15 protein-coding genes are annotated in these 18,081 nt (G+C 29.5%); 13 read left to right on the top strand and 2 right to left on the bottom strand.

What is annotated here, in order from left to right; all coding sequences use genetic code 11:
• Positions 1-313 (bottom strand): IS66 family insertion sequence element accessory protein TnpB (gene tnpB, locus B5D15_RS09320; RefSeq protein WP_078696847.1); only part of this gene is annotated, 313 nt, incomplete at its 3' end.
• The gene (tnpA, locus tag B5D15_RS09315) at positions 307-621 is read right to left on the bottom strand and encodes an IS66 family insertion sequence element accessory protein TnpA (RefSeq protein ID WP_143287270.1); all 315 of its coding nucleotides are present in this window, start codon (positions 619-621) and stop codon (positions 307-309) included. The genes tnpB and tnpA, both read right to left, overlap by 7 nt.
• A gap of 839 nt (positions 622-1,460) precedes the next feature.
• On the opposite strand from tnpA, the gene B5D15_RS09310 reads away from it, so the two are divergent.
• From B5D15_RS09310 to B5D15_RS09250, 13 genes are all read left to right on the top strand, one after another.
• On the top strand, positions 1,461-2,939 hold the full coding sequence (locus tag B5D15_RS09310; protein ID WP_078696846.1) for a methyl-accepting chemotaxis protein: 1,479 nt from the start codon (positions 1,461-1,463) through the stop codon (positions 2,937-2,939).
• A 217-nt stretch (positions 2,940-3,156) separates the two neighbouring features.
• On the top strand, positions 3,157-4,122 hold the full coding sequence (locus B5D15_RS09305; protein ID WP_078696845.1) for a DUF5692 family protein: 966 nt from the start codon (positions 3,157-3,159) through the stop codon (positions 4,120-4,122).
• 54 nt (positions 4,123-4,176) lie between these two features.
• Positions 4,177-5,100, top strand: coding sequence for a transposase (locus B5D15_RS09300; protein WP_078696844.1), 924 nt, complete (start codon positions 4,177-4,179; stop codon positions 5,098-5,100).
• Between the two features lie 591 nt (positions 5,101-5,691).
• The gene (locus B5D15_RS09295) at positions 5,692-6,378 is read left to right on the top strand and encodes a response regulator transcription factor (protein ID WP_078696843.1); all 687 of its coding nucleotides are present in this window, start codon (positions 5,692-5,694) and stop codon (positions 6,376-6,378) included.
• Positions 6,379-6,387: 9 nt separating this feature from the next.
• The gene (locus tag B5D15_RS09290) at positions 6,388-7,791 is read left to right on the top strand and encodes a HAMP domain-containing sensor histidine kinase (RefSeq protein WP_078696842.1); all 1,404 of its coding nucleotides are present in this window, start codon (positions 6,388-6,390) and stop codon (positions 7,789-7,791) included.
• Positions 7,781-9,172 (top strand): hypothetical protein, encoded by a 1,392-nt coding sequence (locus B5D15_RS09285; protein WP_078696841.1) that lies wholly within the window; start codon positions 7,781-7,783, stop codon positions 9,170-9,172. The genes B5D15_RS09290 and B5D15_RS09285 overlap by 11 nt, the downstream gene beginning before the upstream one ends.
• 68 nt (positions 9,173-9,240) lie before the next feature.
• On the top strand, positions 9,241-9,882 hold the full coding sequence (locus B5D15_RS09280; protein WP_078696840.1) for a lactate utilization protein: 642 nt from the start codon (positions 9,241-9,243) through the stop codon (positions 9,880-9,882).
• A gap of 302 nt (positions 9,883-10,184) precedes the next feature.
• Positions 10,185-11,447: a magnesium transporter gene (locus tag B5D15_RS09275; RefSeq protein WP_078696839.1), complete on the top strand. Its 1,263-nt coding sequence runs from the start codon at positions 10,185-10,187 to the stop codon at positions 11,445-11,447.
• Positions 11,448-11,456: 9 nt separating this feature from the next.
• Positions 11,457-12,707: an Nramp family divalent metal transporter gene (locus B5D15_RS09270; RefSeq protein ID WP_078696838.1), complete on the top strand. Its 1,251-nt coding sequence runs from the start codon at positions 11,457-11,459 to the stop codon at positions 12,705-12,707.
• Between the two features lie 237 nt (positions 12,708-12,944).
• Positions 12,945-13,811, top strand: coding sequence for a cation diffusion facilitator family transporter (locus tag B5D15_RS09265; RefSeq protein WP_078696837.1), 867 nt, complete (start codon positions 12,945-12,947; stop codon positions 13,809-13,811).
• A 356-nt stretch (positions 13,812-14,167) separates the two neighbouring features.
• Positions 14,168-14,812 carry an HAD family hydrolase gene (locus tag B5D15_RS09260; protein ID WP_242948724.1) on the top strand — a complete coding sequence of 215 codons (645 nt, stop codon included), beginning with the start codon at positions 14,168-14,170 and terminating at the stop codon, positions 14,810-14,812.
• A 20-nt stretch (positions 14,813-14,832) separates the two neighbouring features.
• Positions 14,833-16,161, top strand: a complete 1,329-nt coding sequence (locus B5D15_RS09255; protein WP_078696836.1) for a DNA recombination protein RmuC — start codon at positions 14,833-14,835, stop codon at positions 16,159-16,161.
• A 219-nt stretch (positions 16,162-16,380) separates the two neighbouring features.
• The gene (locus tag B5D15_RS09250) at positions 16,381-18,051 is read left to right on the top strand and encodes a methyl-accepting chemotaxis protein (RefSeq protein ID WP_179122246.1); all 1,671 of its coding nucleotides are present in this window, start codon (positions 16,381-16,383) and stop codon (positions 18,049-18,051) included.
• Positions 18,052-18,081: the final 30 nt, after the last annotated feature.

Below are 18,081 nucleotides of genomic sequence, written 5' to 3'. Positions count from 1 at the left end.
AAACAGTTCTTACCTCATAACCTTTTAAAAGCCATCTTAATTCTTCTAAGTTTACTCCTAAGGCTTGCGCCTTTGTCATTGGCCATTTAAAACGCCCTTTTTCTAATCGGTAATAGTAGAGCCAAAAACCTTCATCAAAATGCAGTACCTTTAATTTATTCATCTGCTTATTGCAAAATACAAATAATGCTTTTTCAAAAGGATCAAGTTTAAGCTGCGTTTGAACAATAAGAGCTAATCCACCGATGCTTTTTCTTAAATCTGTTACGCCGCAGGCAAGATAAACAGTATCGACATTATTAATGCTCAGCATCTTGATTGCAATTCCCTAAGTATAATTTTTATTAGCTGTGCTTCATTTGCAGGTATAATTATATTAGCTTTGCCAATTTCTATACGTATATTATTATTTTTCTGTTCAGCATTATTTGTATTTTCAAGAGGTTTTAAATCTATTGCATGAAATACTGGTTTATTTGAATTATTAAATTTGTTTTTATGATAATAAAGCTGACGCTTAGATATATTGTTTTCTGTACAAAAATCATTTAATGTTCCTTCATAAGAAGAATATTTTTGTACGATATTTTCCCAAAATGCCTTTTTTGATGTATTCTCCATTACAGATACCTCCTTTTTTATATCTGTAATTTTATCAGGGGTATCTGCATATATCTATGAGGAAATTTTTCGACGCTTACGTTTATATTTTACACTAAACAAAAATCTAAGTGAATGGATAAAATACAACGTTCAATTGATACTATAAGCCTTGAGAAATCAGGGCTGTTTTGCTGTTAAAGATTAATATGTTTTAAGAGAAGGCACATGCTGAATTTTTGGTGGCGATAAAAGAGAATAGTTTTAAACTTAATGCTTAGGGCAATTTGCCCCTTTTATATATGCATTATGTTCACGAAGATAGTGGGAATTAGATAAGTTCTATATAAAGGGAGTTGTAAAATTAGAGTCAAAAATTAAATATTAAGAAGGAATTTGCAAAATAATGGAGAATATTAAAAATGGATTATATGTATATTATTTCTAACTAAAAGATGTAACCTTCACCTTTATATGGAGAGCTTTAAGCTATTCTTTTTAAGACTTTAGCATTGACAAGTGGAATATTATTCCATATAAATCCTATCAGGGGGTGATGATATGATTGATTATAAATAGAACGGTTAGACAGTATACGATATAAAGTATTATATATAAAGGTTAATAAAATATAAATATCCAATTTAAAAAAAGATATTGCATATAGACTGAGAGATTTTCTAAGAAAAGGATGGGAATAAATAAGTGTTTAAATTTTAAAAGGGAATATAACAAAAGAAAGACATATACAGAAGATAAAATTTTTAAGGATACTGAATGATTTTAATAGTGTATAGACTGTACAGAATATTTTTCATTACTGTTTGTTCCACTCGCAAAGCGGTGGATTGGAGGTTAAAATGATTGAAAAACAATTAAGTAAAATTAATAAAACAGTTCTTCAAATTCATTTGTTAATATTTATAATTCTTGCTTTGGGCTTTATTTCTGAATATATTAGGGGAAATAGACCTCTGTATCTTGTAATTGCAGTTTTATCTATAGCATTATCAGGTCTTATAATTGGATTTATATTTTATAAAAAGAAAAATGATTCTTCTAAAGTTAAATGGATATTAATGGTAACTTATGGTGTGGGATATATTGTAAATTTATTAACAGCTACTAAACTTATAACATTTATATTTTTATTTCCATATGCAATAATATATACATTATATGCAGATAAGCTACTTACAATAATACAAAATATTACAGCCGCAATAGTAATGGGGATATTTATTGTACTTAGGATAAATGCAGGTGCAACATCAAATGAGGAAATATCTTCATTTAATATGATGATAGGAACTGTTGTTATGTACTTACCAACAGTATTTATGGTAGTTAATGTTACTAAGGAATTAAGAACTAATATGATAAATAGCCTTTTAGAAGCAGAAAATAAGGAAAAAGAAGCAGTTAATACAATGAAAAATTTACTTGAGATAGCAGCACTTGTAAAAAACAATTCTATGGAATTAAATAATATTATAGATGAAATAGCGTCATCTACAATGGCATTTTCAACTGCAGTAGAAGAAATTGCACAGGGGGCTTCAAATACTGCAGAAGAAATTCAAAATACAAATAATACCATAGAGAAAATAAAGGAAGACGTAGATAACACATCAATGGCTTCTAAGGAAATAAAGGAGGCAACAAATATTACAAAGGATATAGTTGATAAGGGACAAATTATAATAAATGATTTATCAAGTATGGCAAATGAAGTAAATGAAAAAAATAAAAGTGTAAGCAATACAATGGATGCACTAAAGACTAAATCAGATGACATCGTTAATATTACAGGAGTTATTGCACAAATTGCAGAACAAACAAATCTATTGGCGCTGAATGCAGCAATAGAGGCAGCAAGGATAGGAGAGGCAGGAAGAGGATTTGCAGTAGTGGCAGAGGAAATTAAAAAACTTGCACTTGAAAGTAAAAATAACTCTGATAACATTGCAAATATAATAAATGAACTTCAAAATGAAACAATATCTTCAGTTAAGGCAGTTACAGAACTCATAAACATAAATCAAAAGCAACAACAATTGGTTACTGAAGTAAGTACAATGTTTAATAACATAAATATTAATGTGAGCAATATAAGAGAAAAGACTAATGTTTTAAATAATATGATGGATAATGTTTTAGATGGAATAAATAGAATTGCCAATGCAGGAGAAAATATTGCTGCAGTTTCAGAGGAAACTATGGCAAATTCACAAGAGGCAGCTGCAATGTCTAAGGAACACATAAATCAAACGGATACAGCAAAGAAACTTTCGAATGAACTTTTAGAGGTGGCATTTAATCTTTCAGAAAATAAATAATAAAAAACTCACATTTAGATAGATATTCTAAATGTGAGTTTTTTGTGTACCCAATATCTTAAATATGGAATAGTTTGACGTGAACTAAATAGTACTATATAATGGTAATGAGGTAAAAATTAACATATAACAAAAGATATTAGAATATTTAAAAAGCTTATAGTAGACAGACATAAAATAATATATATATCAAATTAAATCAAGGGGGATTAAAATTATGGGTTTTTTGTATGAGCCAACAAGCTTCACTATATGGGCAATTTGGATTTTTATTTTATTTTCGTTAATGGCATTTAATGAGTTTGCCCGTTCAACAAAATGGGGTGGAATTATACTTTTTTTCTTTGTTCCACTAATATTAACCATATTTGTTTGGCCTAAGACAGCAGCGATAGGAAATGAGTACGGTACAGGTACATGGTTTAATTGGGTAAAAACTTATTCTGCACTTGCTGGATGTTTAGGATTTATGGCTATAAGATATATTCCATCTCTTTCTAAAAAAAAGTGGGCATTATGTTTTCCTCCACTAATATTAGCGCTTAATATACTTGAAGCAGCTATCCGTGACTTTCAATGTTTTACATTTAAAGCGTGGAATGGTGCATATGTGGATAATCTTTGGGTAATGTCAGGACCATGGAACATAATGAATGGTATAGCTGGATTACTTAATATAGTTACAATTTGCGGTTGGACAGGTATTTTTGTTTCAAAAGATAAAACAAAAGATATGATTTGGCCTGATATGATCTGGCCTTGGATTATTGCTTATGATTTGTGGAATTTTGCATATACTTACAATTGTATATCAGATCATTCATTTTATTGCGGTTTAGCATTGCTGCTTTCTTGCACTATACCTGCTTTCTTTATAAAAAAAGGAGCATGGCTTCAGCACCGCGCACAGACACTTAGTTTATGGATTATGTTTGTTATGACTGTACCTTCATTTGCAGATCGTATAGCTCCAGTTCCTACAACACATAATCCAGTGGCATTCTTTATTTTAAGCTTATTATCCTTAATTGCAAATGTTGCTTTAGCAGTATACCAGTTTAATAAGATTTACAAAAACAAACTTAATCCTTTTAAGGATGAGATTTACAAAGAAACAAAAGCATATAAGCAGGTTGTTGAAGAAAATATAAAACATCAAGGGACAGTTCATTTTAATGCATAAACTTTTCACCTTCGGTAATACTAAACATAAAAGTATTGTCGGAGGTGTTATTTTATGCCCAGAACAGCAAGAGTTAAAAGTTATGACAGTATATATCATATAATGGTAAGAAGCGTTGGGGATACTATTCTTTTTAAAAAAGATGAGGATAAGGATTCTTTATTGGACATTGTAAAGCACTATAGAGATATTTTCCTCTTTAAAGTTTACGCCTACTGCCTTATGGATAATCATGCACACTTTCTCATAGATGCAAACGGTGCCGATGTGTCGAGGTTTATGCATGGCATAAACCAGCGTTATGCCCAGTATTACAACAAAAAGTATGAAAGAAGGGGGCACGTCTTTGCTGATAGGTTTAAAAGCATAATTGTTGATGATGATGCTTATCTTGTTACCCTCTCAGGATACATACACAAAAACCCCGTTGATTTAAAAAAATATAAAGACAATATAGAAGATTACCCTTATAGCAGCCTTGGTATATACCTTGGATTAAGAAAGGATGACTATGAAATAATCGATAGCACTTTTGTTTTAAGTCAGTTCAGCAGCGATATAAAAAAGGCAAGGGAGCTTTATGTTAAGTTTGTTGGAAAGTGCAATGATAAGAAGATGAAAGCTATTGTTGAATTTGAGAATGATGGCTCACAGTATAGGAGTGAGAGAAAGATTCTTGTTAGAAACCTCTCGCCTAAAGCAGTGCTTCAATTTGTAGCAAATTATTGTGAGAGTATAACACCCGATATATTTCATATAAAAGGGAAAAAAGGGGCAAAGGAGTTTAGAGGAGTTGCTATACTTTTGATGCGCTCTCTGTGCAACATGAGCTATAAAGAAATCTGTGCTCTTGCAGGGAACATTACTATATCTCATGCAAGCAGCCTTTGCAGTTATGGGTTTAGTGTCATAAAAAAGAATAAAAAATATCAAAACATAATAGGGGATTTTATAAAAGCTGCCAACAGTAACATTTAGTCTCCCTAAATATTTAGTTAATTAATTTTTTAAAAACGAAGATAAATACCTAAATATATTTATGATAATTTTGGACAAGCTATGATTTTGATATAAAATTTTTATAAGTTAAAATAAAAAATTAATAATTATTCCTTAAATTAATCTTATTTTACAAAAATAAATAGCTATATTCCATAGAAGGAATTAATATTAAAATTAAATTCATTATAAATAACTTTTTTTTACATGAAAATAGTAAAAATGAAAAAGAACCGTCCCAATAAACACAACATAAGAAAAGTCCCTAAACCATGTAAATTACCTAAAATTTGAATTGAATGATGGCACTTTTGGTATAGTTGCTGTTTCTAAAAATAAAATAGGCTAAATTTTAATAATTTTAAATCGCATAGTTACAATATGATAATTTGAAGAAGAACCGTCCCTAAATAAACTGCAAAATGATAATATGAAAAAGAACCGTCCCTAAATGAACTGTAACTAATTTGTAACAAAAAAACTATGCATTTAAAGTACATTATATATGAAATATTAAAAAATTGTTTTAACAATGCTATAATAAACTAAGGTTACAAAGAGGGTGGTTGTGTGAATATAAAAATACTTGTTGTTGAAGATGAAGCTACGATTAGAAAATTTATTAAAATTAATCTTGAAAGGGAGAATTTTAAGGTTACTGAAGCTGCAAGCGGAGAGGAGGCATTAGATAAGATACAGGAATTTGATATAGACGTTGCTGTACTTGATGTTATGCTTCCCAAAATAGATGGCTTTGAAGTATGCAGGATTTTAAGAAAGAAGAACCCAAAGATAGGAATAATAATACTTACTGCAAGGGGACAAGACATAGATAAAATTACAGGGCTCGAATGCGGGGCAGATGACTATATGGTAAAGCCCTTTAATCCAATTGAACTTATTTTAAGAATAAAAGCAATTTTAAGAAGAATGGACGAAAAGTTTGACGAAGAAGAAATTATTACATATGGTCCTTTTAGAATTGAGAGTTATTCGAAAAAAGTATATAAAAACGATATTGAGATTGAGATGACTCCTACAGAGTATTCAATAATAAAATTATTTATGCAAAACCCAAACAAAGCGTTTTCAAGGGATGAAATACTAAACAAAGTATGGGGATATGACTTTATTGGGGATACAAAAATTGTTGATGTTAATATAAGGCGTATTAGAACAAAAATTGAGGACAACCCTGCTGAACCCCATTATATTGAAACAGTATGGGGAATTGGCTACAGATTTAAAAACAGGTAGTGGTGATTTATGAAAAGTATTAAAAAAAGGCTTGTAGGCAGTTTTCTTATTGTAATAATAACAACTGTTATAATAATAGATATTTTTTTAATATTAGCAGTTAAAAATTATTATTATAAAAGTATAGAGGTACTTTTAATAAATAAATTAAAGATTTCATCTGAACTTTATGAGAGATACTTTTCATCATCAAGCTTAAAGGATAACATAATGGATGATGTAGATTTTTATTATGAAGATAATTCGTTACAAGTTCAGATATATGATGAAAATGGAAATTTGCTTATGGATTCAATTGGAGTCTTTGAGGATAAAGGTATTGAAAAGCCTGATGTAGAAAAAGCTTTAAAAGGTAATGTAAAAAGCTTTATTGGTAAGGCAACTTATTGTGATAATTATGTTATGGCTGTTTCCTATCCCTTAAAAAGCGACGGAAAGATAATTGGAGCAATAAGATACATAACTTCATTGAAAGAAGTCAACATAAAAATAATAAAAATTTCAATAATGTTTATGTGGGTAGGATTAATAGTAATAATTATATCTGGAATGGTAAGTTTAAAGCTTTCTAATACTATTATAAAACCGATTAAAAACTTAAATTCAGCTGCAGAGAAAATGGCAGCAGGTGATTTTAACGTAAAAAGCGTAAAAGAATATGATGATGAAATAGGCAAATTGTCGGATACCTTAAATTATATGGCTGATGAAATATTAAAAAGGGATAAGTTTAAAAATGATTTTATCTCTTCAATTTCCCATGAACTGCGTACTCCTTTAACCTCTATTAAAGGATGGGCTGTAACTTTAAAAACTGGGGATATCAGCGATAAAGAACTGACAATGGATGGACTTGAAATAATTGAAAAGGAATGCGATAGATTAACAAAAATGGTTGATGAGCTTCTCGATATTTCACGTTTCATTTCAGGAAAGAATAGACTTAATAAACAAAAAATAAATTTTAATTCTCTTATAGAAAATGTAAAAAAGCAGCTTCTTCCAAGAGCAGAAGCAGAAGGAATAAATCTTATAATTGAATGCCCTAAAGAAAACATATACTTATATGCAGATGAAGACAAAATAAAGCAGGTTTTTATAAACATACTTGATAATTCATTAAGATATACTCCTAAAAACGGGAAAATAACTCTTTCATTAAAAATTGCTTACCCATTTCTCTTAATATGTATTAAAGATACGGGATGTGGTATACCAAAAGAGGAACTTCCTTATATTAAAGAAAAATTCTTTAAAGGGAAAAATTGTAAATCTCAAAATGGCTTAGGACTTTCAATTTGTGATGAAATCATAAAGTTGCATGGGGGAAGGCTTGAAATAAAAAGCGAAGTAAATATAGGCACAGATGTTTACATCTACCTTCCTATTATGGAGGATTACTATGAAGAGTAAATTTTTAATATTTATAGTATGTTTAAATATATTATTTCTTTCCTCCTGCAATTTAACAAATGAAACTATGAATGATTATATATTGCTTCCGCAAAACAAAAAAATTCCAATAGAAGGAGAATGGAAAATTTATAAATATTATTTAGGTGAAGAAAATAAAAATAATCGAATTGAATCTATGGATGAAGTTTCTATGTTTTGCAAGGATTTTGCCTTAATTGGCAATTTATATTGTGAAAATCCTAATTACAGAATAAAAATTGTTAATACAAAGGAGTATCTAATATATAAATATAAAATTACTCCAAAACAACTTGGGGTATTAAGCAGTAAGATGCAGGTTATTACAATAACATCTGAAAATAAATACTTTACAGAGCTTTTAAAAATAAACGATAATAAGTTAATGATTAACATCAACAATGTTTTTTTCATACTTGAAAAGACTAATAATAGTGTAAGTTTTGAAAAATTAAATAGCTTTAAAATAAAAGAGCAAGATACTATTTATAATTCGAAAACTGAAAATAACAAACCTTCAGGTTTGTTATTAGGACTGTCCTATAAACCTAAAGACTCAAAAGATATTAAATATAAAACATTGTTTATAAAATATAATAATTTGATTAATATAATGGAAATGGATGGTTTTATTTTTCCAAGAAAAAGCGGTTTTTGGAAATTAGACATTATTAAAGATACTATTAAAGCTTATCCAATTGAGAAAAACGAAAAAGAGTTTAAAGAGATAAAATGTGATTTTGGAATTGGCAATTTAAGAAGAATAATTTTTTTAGGAAATGATTATATATCTGTTGAAATAAAAAATTCTGAGAATAATTTATACTACAGATTTTTTCCAATAGATGCAATGGATACATTAAATCCTATAAGAATAAGCGAACTATTTGGTGATGATGCAAAAAATATTTTTCATGAAGCATTAAAAAATAATAATAGTATATATGATAGCTATAACCAAATCGATGAGAGCAATTTTACCATTATAAGAAGAAGCGGACACTGGATTGTAAATGGAAGAGTAAGCGGTAAAATATCTGAAGATTTTAATATAGCAGTAATACCTTCAAAAAAACTTGTTTCTTATGATAAACTTTCAATAAATTGGAGTGAATTAAAACTAAAAGTTCCTGAAGCTGTTGATGTTTTTACTTCGCCTAATGAGGATATTGCGGTAGTTTTAACTATAAAGGAAATACAAATTTACAGAATAGAAAATAGACAGCTGTCAACCCAGCCAATAAAGAAAATTAAACTTGAAGATAAAAGCCAAACAATTATGGCTGAATGGTCAACGGGACAATACGTAGAAAAGTGGGAAAATGAGTTTATTAAAAATGGAGGAGAAAAAATGAATTAACTATTATAATGATATTTTTTTCTAATGATGATATAATTTTAATAGAATGGTAAAAGGGAGGAGATATGATGGATAACAATGCTAACTTCGTTATTGAAAAAAGGGTTCAAAGGACAATTGAGAATCTTGAAAAAAATAATATAGAAGGTTTTTATGTCAAAAGTGAAGAAGAACTTATAAAAAAGATTACTGAAATCGTTAAAGAGGGTTCAACTGTTTCTGTTGGAGGTTCTATGACACTTTTTGAAACAGGAGTAATCAATCATTTAAGAAGCGGAAGATATAATTTTTTAGACAGATATAAAGAAGGATTAAGCACAGATGATTTAAAAGATATTTTTAGAAAAAGCTTTTTTGCAGATGCATATTTTACGAGTAGCAATGCAATAACTGAAGAAGGGGAAATATATAATGTTGATGGAAATGGCAACAGAGTTGCTGCTATGATTTATGGTCCAGATAAAGTTATAATTATAGCTGGAATAAATAAAATAGTTAGAGATTTAGATGAAGCAATAATAAGAAACAGGGAAATGTCTGCACCAGCTAATGCAAAAAGATTAAATAAGAATACCCCATGTACAAAAACAGGTTATTGTATGGACTGTTCAAGCCCTGATAGAATATGCAGAAACTATGTTCTTATTAAGAATCAAGGCAAAAAAGGAAGAATGTTTGTTATATTTGTAGATAAACAGCTTGGATATTAGTTAAAGGTGCATTTGCACCTTTTTAATTCTAAATAGAACTTTTATAAAAGCACTCTTTTAATAACTTTTATTAAGTGTTACAATATACAAGAGAAAATATGACATTTTATATTTTGAATTCATAATATGATAATGTGAGAAATTTTATTCTATAGAATTGGAGGTGGTATTAATGGAATGTGGTCCTTATCCCAGTAGTATTTTTAGTGAATATTATCGGAAAACTAAATATTGCGGGAGAACTGCAGATGCATTAATACTGCCTTTTGCATTTCTCCTGCCGAAAGGGAGGAGACAAAGACATGGAAAGAGTAAAAGGATGCTATATAAGCAATCTTCTTAGCGTTTCTGTTTACGATTCAACTAACATCTATCTTGGTAAACTCAATGACCTTATTGTAACTTCTGATGAACATCTCCCTGCAGTACAAGGGCTTAGAATAAAGAATAGAGATGCTTTAAAAGAAATTGCATTTAAGTCCTTAGGTATTTTTAAGGATGAGAAGAGATACAAAATAATCGTAGACAATTATTTTGAATATAAAAGGGATAAAAATTTTTATTCTCTTTCAAATGACATTTTAGATAAGCAGATAGTAGACATAAACGGAAGAAGAGTTGTAAGAGTTAATGACTTAAGGCTTGCAGAAATAGGTGAAAACTATAAAGTAATTGCCGTTGATATTGGACTTAGAGGCATTTTAAGAAGGCTCGGAGTATTGAACTTTGCAGAACTATTAGCCTCAAAATTTGGAAGAAATTTACCTGACAGCCTTGTTATATGGGATAATGTTGAGCCTATAAAAGGACAGGTAGATAGAATTACTTTATCTATGCCATATAAAAAGTTAAAATCTCTTCATCCAGCAGATATTGCTGATATTTTGGAAGATCTTGATGCAAATTATAGAAGCCATATATTTAAAACTTTCGACACAAGGCTTGCAGCTGATACTCTCGAGGAATTTGAAGATGAATATCAGGCAGATCTTGTTGAAAATATTGATATAAAACTTGCAAAAGAGATTTTTGAAAATATGCCTAACGATGAAATTGCAGATATACTTGAAGATGTTGATGAGGAACAGGTTGAAAAAATACTTGAGAAAATGGATAGAAACGACGCTCAGGAGATAAAAGAACTTTTAAAATATGATGATGACCTCGTTGGAAGCATCATGAATAAAGATTATATTGCTTTTAATCATGAAAAAGCAGTTGAAGAAGTTATAAAAGAACTTAGAGAGACAAAACCAAGCTCAGAAATTGCCTATTATCTTTATGTAACAGACAATGATGAAAGGCTTCTTGGAGTAGTGTCTTTAAGAGATCTTATAGTTTCATCACCTAATTTAAAGTTGAAGGATATAATGCAAAGTAATATAATTTATGTTTATGATACCGATACCCTCGATGATTTAACTGAAATAGTTACAAAATATGAACTTCTTGCAATTCCTGTAGTAAACAAAGAAAAAGTTCTTCTTGGAATGGCTATATTAAACGATATAGTAGATGAAGTTCTATTACCACGATGGAAGAAAATACTGAAAAGGTCAGCATAGGAGGCAGCTATGGGGAAAATAAAAAACAAAAGGATTAAAAATCTATTATTCATACTTGGGATTATAGGACCAGGTCTTATTACAGTTAATGCAGGAAACGATGCTGGAGGAATTGCAACCTATGCTGCAGTTGGAGCACATTTTGGATATAAAATGCTTTGGGGTTTGCTGCTTATAACCTTCAGCTTAGGGGTTATTCAGGAAATGAATGCGAGAATGGCTGTTGTTACCGGCAAAGGGCTTTCTGACTTAATAAGAGAACAATTTGGTGTAAAACTTGCCTTTTTTGCAATGCTTACACTTTTTATAGCAAACTTTGGAGTCTGCGTAGGCGATTTTGCAGGTGTTGCAGCGAGCTTGGAACTCTTTGGAATTAGCAAATATATATCGGTTCCATTTGTTGCTGCCTTTACGCTGTTTATAATAACAAGAGGAAATTATTCAAAAATTGAAAAGGTGTTTTTGGTATTTACTTTTGTATTTTTTTCCTATATCATAACTTGTTTTATTGCAAAGCCTCAGTGGAATGTGGTTTTTAAAGAGATGTTTACTCCGCAATTAGAATTTAGCAAAGAATTTATACTCACATTTATAGGTATGATAGGAACAACAATAACGCCCTATATGCAGTTTTATCTGCAGTCATCAATTGTAGATAAAGGATTAAATATTGAAGATTATAAATATGAAAAATTAGATGTATATTTATCTGCTATTTGGGGAGATATGGTATCCTTTTTTATAATAGTTACTACAGCTATTACTTTATATAAAAATGGCATCAGAATAGAAAGTGCAGAACAGGCAGCCCTTGCCCTTAAACCTCTTGCTGGGAATTATGCCTCAGCATTATTCGGTATAGGACTATTTGGAGCTTCGGCTCTTGCAATAGCAATAATTCCTCTTTCAACAACCTATGCAATATGTGAAGCCTTTGGATTTGAAAGAGGACTTGATAATGAATTTAAAGAAGCACCTATTTTTTATGGAATATTTGCAGGAATGATTATAATAAGCGCATTAATTGTGCTTCTTCCTAAAATATCTCTTGTTGGAATAATGCTCTTTACACAGCAGCTTGCAGGAATGCTCTCTCCAATAATATTAATTTTTATGGTTCGTTTGACGAACAGAAAAGATGTTATGGGGAAATATGTTAACAACAAAGTTCAAAATATAGTAATATGGATAACAGTTGCATTTATTATAATCTTATCAGTAATAATATTCTTATCTCCATTAATCGATATGATTATATAAATTATAAAAGCTTTTAAAATCAATAAAAAGTGTCTTGCTTTAAATTTAATTTTACTGCAAGGCACTTTTTTATTTATATAATCTCAAAAGGAAAATATATAGCATATATTAATTATTGCCAAATGAAATATATACTTGTTATCAATTGATAAATAATATTAATCAAAAAATAGTTGATAAATCAATATTTAAGGCATATAATGTTATTATCACTAATTATCAGTTAGGAGTGATATCGTGGAGAATTATCGATTAGGAACAAAAACATCATGGGTTACAATATTTATTAATACAGCACTTTGCGTATTTAAAATTGTTGCAGGGATAATAGGACAAAGTACTGCAATGCTTGCAGATGGAGTACACACTCTCTCTGATATACTTGCAACCTTTGTTGTAATATTAGGACTTAAAATATCTGCTAAAAATGAAGATGAAAAGCACCCCTACGGCCATGAAAAGTTTGAGGCAGAGTGTGCAAAAATAGTAAGTACAATTCTTCTTATAACGGGGTTTCTAATAGGATATGAAGGTATTAAAAGCCTTATTTCAGGTGATATTAAAACACCAGGATTTATTGCCCTTATTGCTGCTGCAGTTTCAATAATAGTTAAAGAAGGAATGTATTGGTATACAATTATAGTTGCAAAAAAAATAAGAAGTCTTTCTATGGAAGCGGATGCATGGCATCACAGATCAGATGCTTTTTCATCTATTGGAACTCTTTTAGGTATTTTTGGAGCAAGGCATGGATTTAAATTCATGGATCCTGTAGCAGGTATAATAGTAAGCTTTTTCATAATTAAAGTAGGAATTGATTTTTATAAAAAATCTACAGCTCAGCTTATTGATGAGTCAACGGATAAAGAAACGATTGAAAAAATAAAATCCGTTGCTATGTCGACCCCAGGAGTAAAAGAAATAAACATGTTAAAAACAAGACTCTTCGGAAATAAAATATATGTTGATATAGAGATATGTGTAGATGAAAATATGACTGTAAAACAGGGACATGAAATTGCCGAGGCTGTTCATTTAAATGTTGAAACAGATATAGACCATATAAAACACTGCATGGTGCATTTAGAACCCTATAAGGGATAAGTAAAAGCTGTCTTAATGTATATGTAATACTTTAAGACAGCTTTTTTAGAATATTATAATCTGCTACCAGCAGAAGGCTTATCCTTTCAGTTATAGAATCTGCCTTTTTCATCGGATACTCAGTAGGATACCTCGCCTGTATGGCGGTTTATTACTATATACTCTTCTCCAGGAATAAAATTAATATCCATATCTTCACCTCCTATTTATCTAAAGTATTCCCATATCATAGATAAATATAATAGATAAAATCATAAAAATAGAAAAAATAAATAGTATTTTTAATTAATTTTATTGCTTTTTTAAATTAAATTTTTGGTTTAAAATATAAAAGTGAGTTATATTAAAATTGGGAAATGAAAGGAACAGGTGATATGATTAAAAACATTGATGGCATAATATTTGATCTTGATGGGACTTTATGGGATGCTGTGGAAGTGATTTTTAAATCTTGGAGAGAAGTTGTAATTTCTCATAAATTTAATAATTTCATCAGCATCGAAGAGCTTAAAGGCTATATGGGTAAGAGAATAGAGGATATATTTAAAAAACTATTTCCTGATGTAGATGATAAATCTTTAAATATTATGATGAAGGAATGCTGCATAAAAGAGTGTGAAATGCTTAAAAGAGATGGTGCAAGACTTTATCCTTATATTGAAGAAACATTGAAATATCTATATAAAAAATATCCTTTGTTTATAGTTAGCAATTGTCAAGAAGGATATATTGAGACTTTTTTAGAATATAACGGATTTGAAAAATATTTTAAAGACTATGAATGCTCAGGAAAGACAGGATTAGATAAGAATAATAATATTAAAATTATAATGAAGAGAAATAAAATAGAAAATCCTGTATACGTAGGAGATGCAAAGGTTGATGAAGAAGCCTCAAAAAAAGCTAATATTAAATTTATATATGCATCCTATGGATTTGGCAATGTTGATTCATATGATATAAAAATAAATTCATTAAAAGATCTTATAAATATTTTTTAATAATAAATGGGGGTGGGGGAATGATTGCTTATTTAAATTTTTTTATTGTATTTTTTTTAATTATAATAGTTATTCTTCAAATATTAATACTGTCAAAACAAAAAAAGGACAACATAGATGAAAAAACTATAAGATTATATTTTGATTCTCTTGAAAGCAAAATAGTTACAGCATTAAAAGATGAAATAGGAAGGGTAAGGGAAGAAAACAATAAAATTTCATCTCAGAATAGACAAGAGATATCTAATAGCATATTAGGTATGTCTGAAAATATTAACAGACAAGTAAGCAGTATGGCGAATTTGCAAAAGAATCAAATAGATTTGCTTACAGGAAGGCTGTTGGAACTTTTAAAAACAAATTCTGAAGGCCTTGAAAAAATAAGAGAGTCTGTTGAAATAAAATTAAAACATATTCAGGATGATAATAATAAAAAGCTTGAGGATATTCGTGCAACTGTTGATGAAAAACTTCATACAACTCTTGAGAAAAGGCTCGGAGAGTCTTTTACTAATATAAGCCAAAGACTTGAAGCTCTTTACAAACAGCTTGGAGAAATGCAAAGCTTAAGTTCAGGCGTAAATGATTTAAAAAAAGCTCTGACAAATGTAAAGGTAAGAGGGATTTGGGGAGAGATACAGTTATCTAATATAATAGAAGATATATTAACAAAGGAACAATACGATGTAAATATCCCAACTAAAAAAGGAAGCGATGACAGAGTTGAATTTGCTATAAAGCTTCCAGGGAAAGATGATTATCAAAAATATATTTATTTACCTATTGATGCTAAATTTCCACAGGAGGATTTTCAAAGGCTTCTTGAAGCTCAGGAATCAGGCGATAAAGACTGTGTTGAAAATGCAAGAAAGCATCTTGAGAGAAGAATTAAGGATGAGGCAAAAACTATATATGAAAAGTACATAGACCCTCCAAACACTACTGATTTTGGGATATTGTTTTTGCCCACAGAGAGCCTTTTTGCAGAGGCTGTTAAAAATGCTGGGTTGATTGAGGTGTTGCAAAGGGATTATAAAGTTATAATTACAGGACCTACTACAATAGCAGCGCTTTTAAACAGCCTGCAAATGGGATTTAGAACTCTTGCAATTGAAAAGAGATCAAGCGAGGTATGGAGAATACTTGGTGCTGTTAAAACTGAGTTTGGAAAATTCTCGGAGCTTCTTGACAAGACTCAGAAAAAGCTTTTAGAAGCGAGCAGCAGTATAGAAAATGCCAGCAAAAAAACAAGAACAATTGAAAGAAAACTAAGAAATGTTCAAGAACTTCCTGTTGAAGAGAGCAATTTATTAATTGAAGATGATTCTATTAATGAAAATGAGTTATAATAAGTTTAATACCAAAGAACTTTTGAGAAGAATTCTAATTCTCAAAAGTTTTTTTGTTTATATCAAAATAAAATATCATTAATTTCTTATTATAAATTTAGAATTTATTTATATTCAACTTATTATTAAAAATTTGATAAAAAAATATCATTATATGAAGGAAAAATTATATTTATGTCGAATTTTAATCATAAAATAGTAAAATTTAGGAGGGGTAATATGTGGAAAAATTCGAAATCAATTATTTTAATAAGCCTTCTTTTGATATTATTAGTTTTAGCTTCAGGAGGCTATATTATATCCTCTGCTGCATATAAGTATTTATCAGGCAGTAATACTCTTTATGGAATTTCTAATTTTAATTTTATTATTTTATTTGTTTTATCAGTTATTTTTCTTGCTATAGTCATTGTATTTTGGTTTTTATCAAAAAAAATTATGCCTGTAAATAACGATGAGTTAAAAAGTGATATTGAAACAATAGTTTCAGGGCAGCTAAATCATAACATAAATTCGAAAGGTAAGAATAAAGAAGTAGCAGAAGGAATTAATGCTATAGTAAAAAATCTTAGAAAAATACTTTGTGATATCGCTCAGGTATCTCAAAAAAATAGAGAACTTGCAAGTACAATACATGATGGAAATGATAACATAGAAAAGGCAGCAAATGAAATAGCAAACTCTGTACAGCTAATTGCAGAGGGCGCAGCAAAGCAGTCTCAATCAGCAGAAAGTGCCAATAAAGATGTAATAATAATGGCACAGAATAGTAAAAATATACTTGATAATGTAAATAAAGCAGAAGAAATTGCAAAGAGAATGACAGATATTATAAAGGAAAATCAGAGAGTGTTTGAAATGCTTATTGAAAAGATGCAGAAAACTGGAGATGAAAGCTTAAAATTCGTTAACAATATAAAAGATTTACAGCTTGAGGCAGAAAGAATACAGAATATAAACTCGGTAATCACAGAAATAAGCGATAGAACAAATCTTCTTGCATTAAACGCAGCCATTGAAGCAGCAAGGGCAGGAGAACATGGGAGAGGTTTTTCGGTTGTTGCAGAGGAAGTCAGGAAGCTTGCAGAGCAGTCATCTAATTCAGCAAGTGAAATAAAATCAATTATAGAAAAAATAACGTCATCTATAAGTAAAATAACCGAAGAAGCTAATATTCAATCTCAGGAAATAAAAGAGGATATTAATTTTGCTAATGCTTCAAAGAACTCCTTTAATGATATTATAAATTCAACAAAGGCTACATATGATTCTATAAATGAGATAAGCCAATTTGCAAAAGAGACCTATGAGATGACAAAAAATATAAGCGCTCTTGTAGAAAATATATCAGCATCTATTCAGGAATCAGTAGCTTTTTCTGAGGAAGTTTCTGCAGCAGCACAGGAGCAGCTTGCGTCAATTACTGAAATGTCAGGCCTTGTAAAAGAGATGAATTTTACAGCAGATGGAATTGATAAAATGTTAAAATCCTATATTCAAAACATAAAAATAGGGGAAAAAGAAAGACAAACTATAAAATCAGGATTTGAACTGTTAAAATCTATTAATAAGGAATTAAATGAAAATAATATGAATATAAATAAAGCGTCACAAATGTTAAAGGAAAAATTAAATAAAGCAGTAAATTTTGAATATTTAGGTATATTGAATGATAAAGGAATAATGGTATCAGCGACAGAAAAAATAGATGAAAACAATATGGATTTTTCCTTTAGACCATATTTTAAAGAAGCGATTAAGGGAAAAGAATACAATACTGAACCATATATTTCAAACGTTTCATATAATTATTGTATAGCTATTGCTATGCCCTATATAGATAACTCAGGGCAAATTAAAGGAGTTATTATGGCGGATATTTGCATATAAACACCGAAAGTTCGGTGTTTATATTTTTAT

This window comes from Caloramator quimbayensis, from assembly GCF_900167605.1.
GTDB lineage: Bacteria > Bacillota > Clostridia > Clostridiales > Caloramatoraceae > Caloramator_B > Caloramator_B quimbayensis.
Note: the sequence above shows the minus strand (reverse complement) of the source record. Positions and strands in the feature narration are given on the sequence as shown.

Coding starts and splice junctions, on each gene's coding strand:
- tnpA (WP_143287270.1), bottom strand. CDS start 621: ATGGAGAATACATCAAAAAAGGCATTTTGGGAAAATATCGTACAAAAA.
- B5D15_RS09310 (WP_078696846.1), top strand. CDS start 1,461: ATGATTGAAAAACAATTAAGTAAAATTAATAAAACAGTTCTTCAAATT.
- B5D15_RS09305 (WP_078696845.1), top strand. CDS start 3,157: ATGGGTTTTTTGTATGAGCCAACAAGCTTCACTATATGGGCAATTTGG.
- B5D15_RS09300 (WP_078696844.1), top strand. CDS start 4,177: ATGCCCAGAACAGCAAGAGTTAAAAGTTATGACAGTATATATCATATA.
- B5D15_RS09290 (WP_078696842.1), top strand. CDS start 6,388: ATGAAAAGTATTAAAAAAAGGCTTGTAGGCAGTTTTCTTATTGTAATA.
- B5D15_RS09285 (WP_078696841.1), top strand. CDS start 7,781: ATGAAGAGTAAATTTTTAATATTTATAGTATGTTTAAATATATTATTT.
- B5D15_RS09280 (WP_078696840.1), top strand. CDS start 9,241: ATGGATAACAATGCTAACTTCGTTATTGAAAAAAGGGTTCAAAGGACA.
- B5D15_RS09275 (WP_078696839.1), top strand. CDS start 10,185: ATGGAAAGAGTAAAAGGATGCTATATAAGCAATCTTCTTAGCGTTTCT.
- B5D15_RS09270 (WP_078696838.1), top strand. CDS start 11,457: ATGGGGAAAATAAAAAACAAAAGGATTAAAAATCTATTATTCATACTT.
- B5D15_RS09260 (WP_242948724.1), top strand. CDS start 14,168: ATGAAAGGAACAGGTGATATGATTAAAAACATTGATGGCATAATATTT.
- B5D15_RS09255 (WP_078696836.1), top strand. CDS start 14,833: ATGATTGCTTATTTAAATTTTTTTATTGTATTTTTTTTAATTATAATA.
- B5D15_RS09250 (WP_179122246.1), top strand. CDS start 16,381: ATGTGGAAAAATTCGAAATCAATTATTTTAATAAGCCTTCTTTTGATA.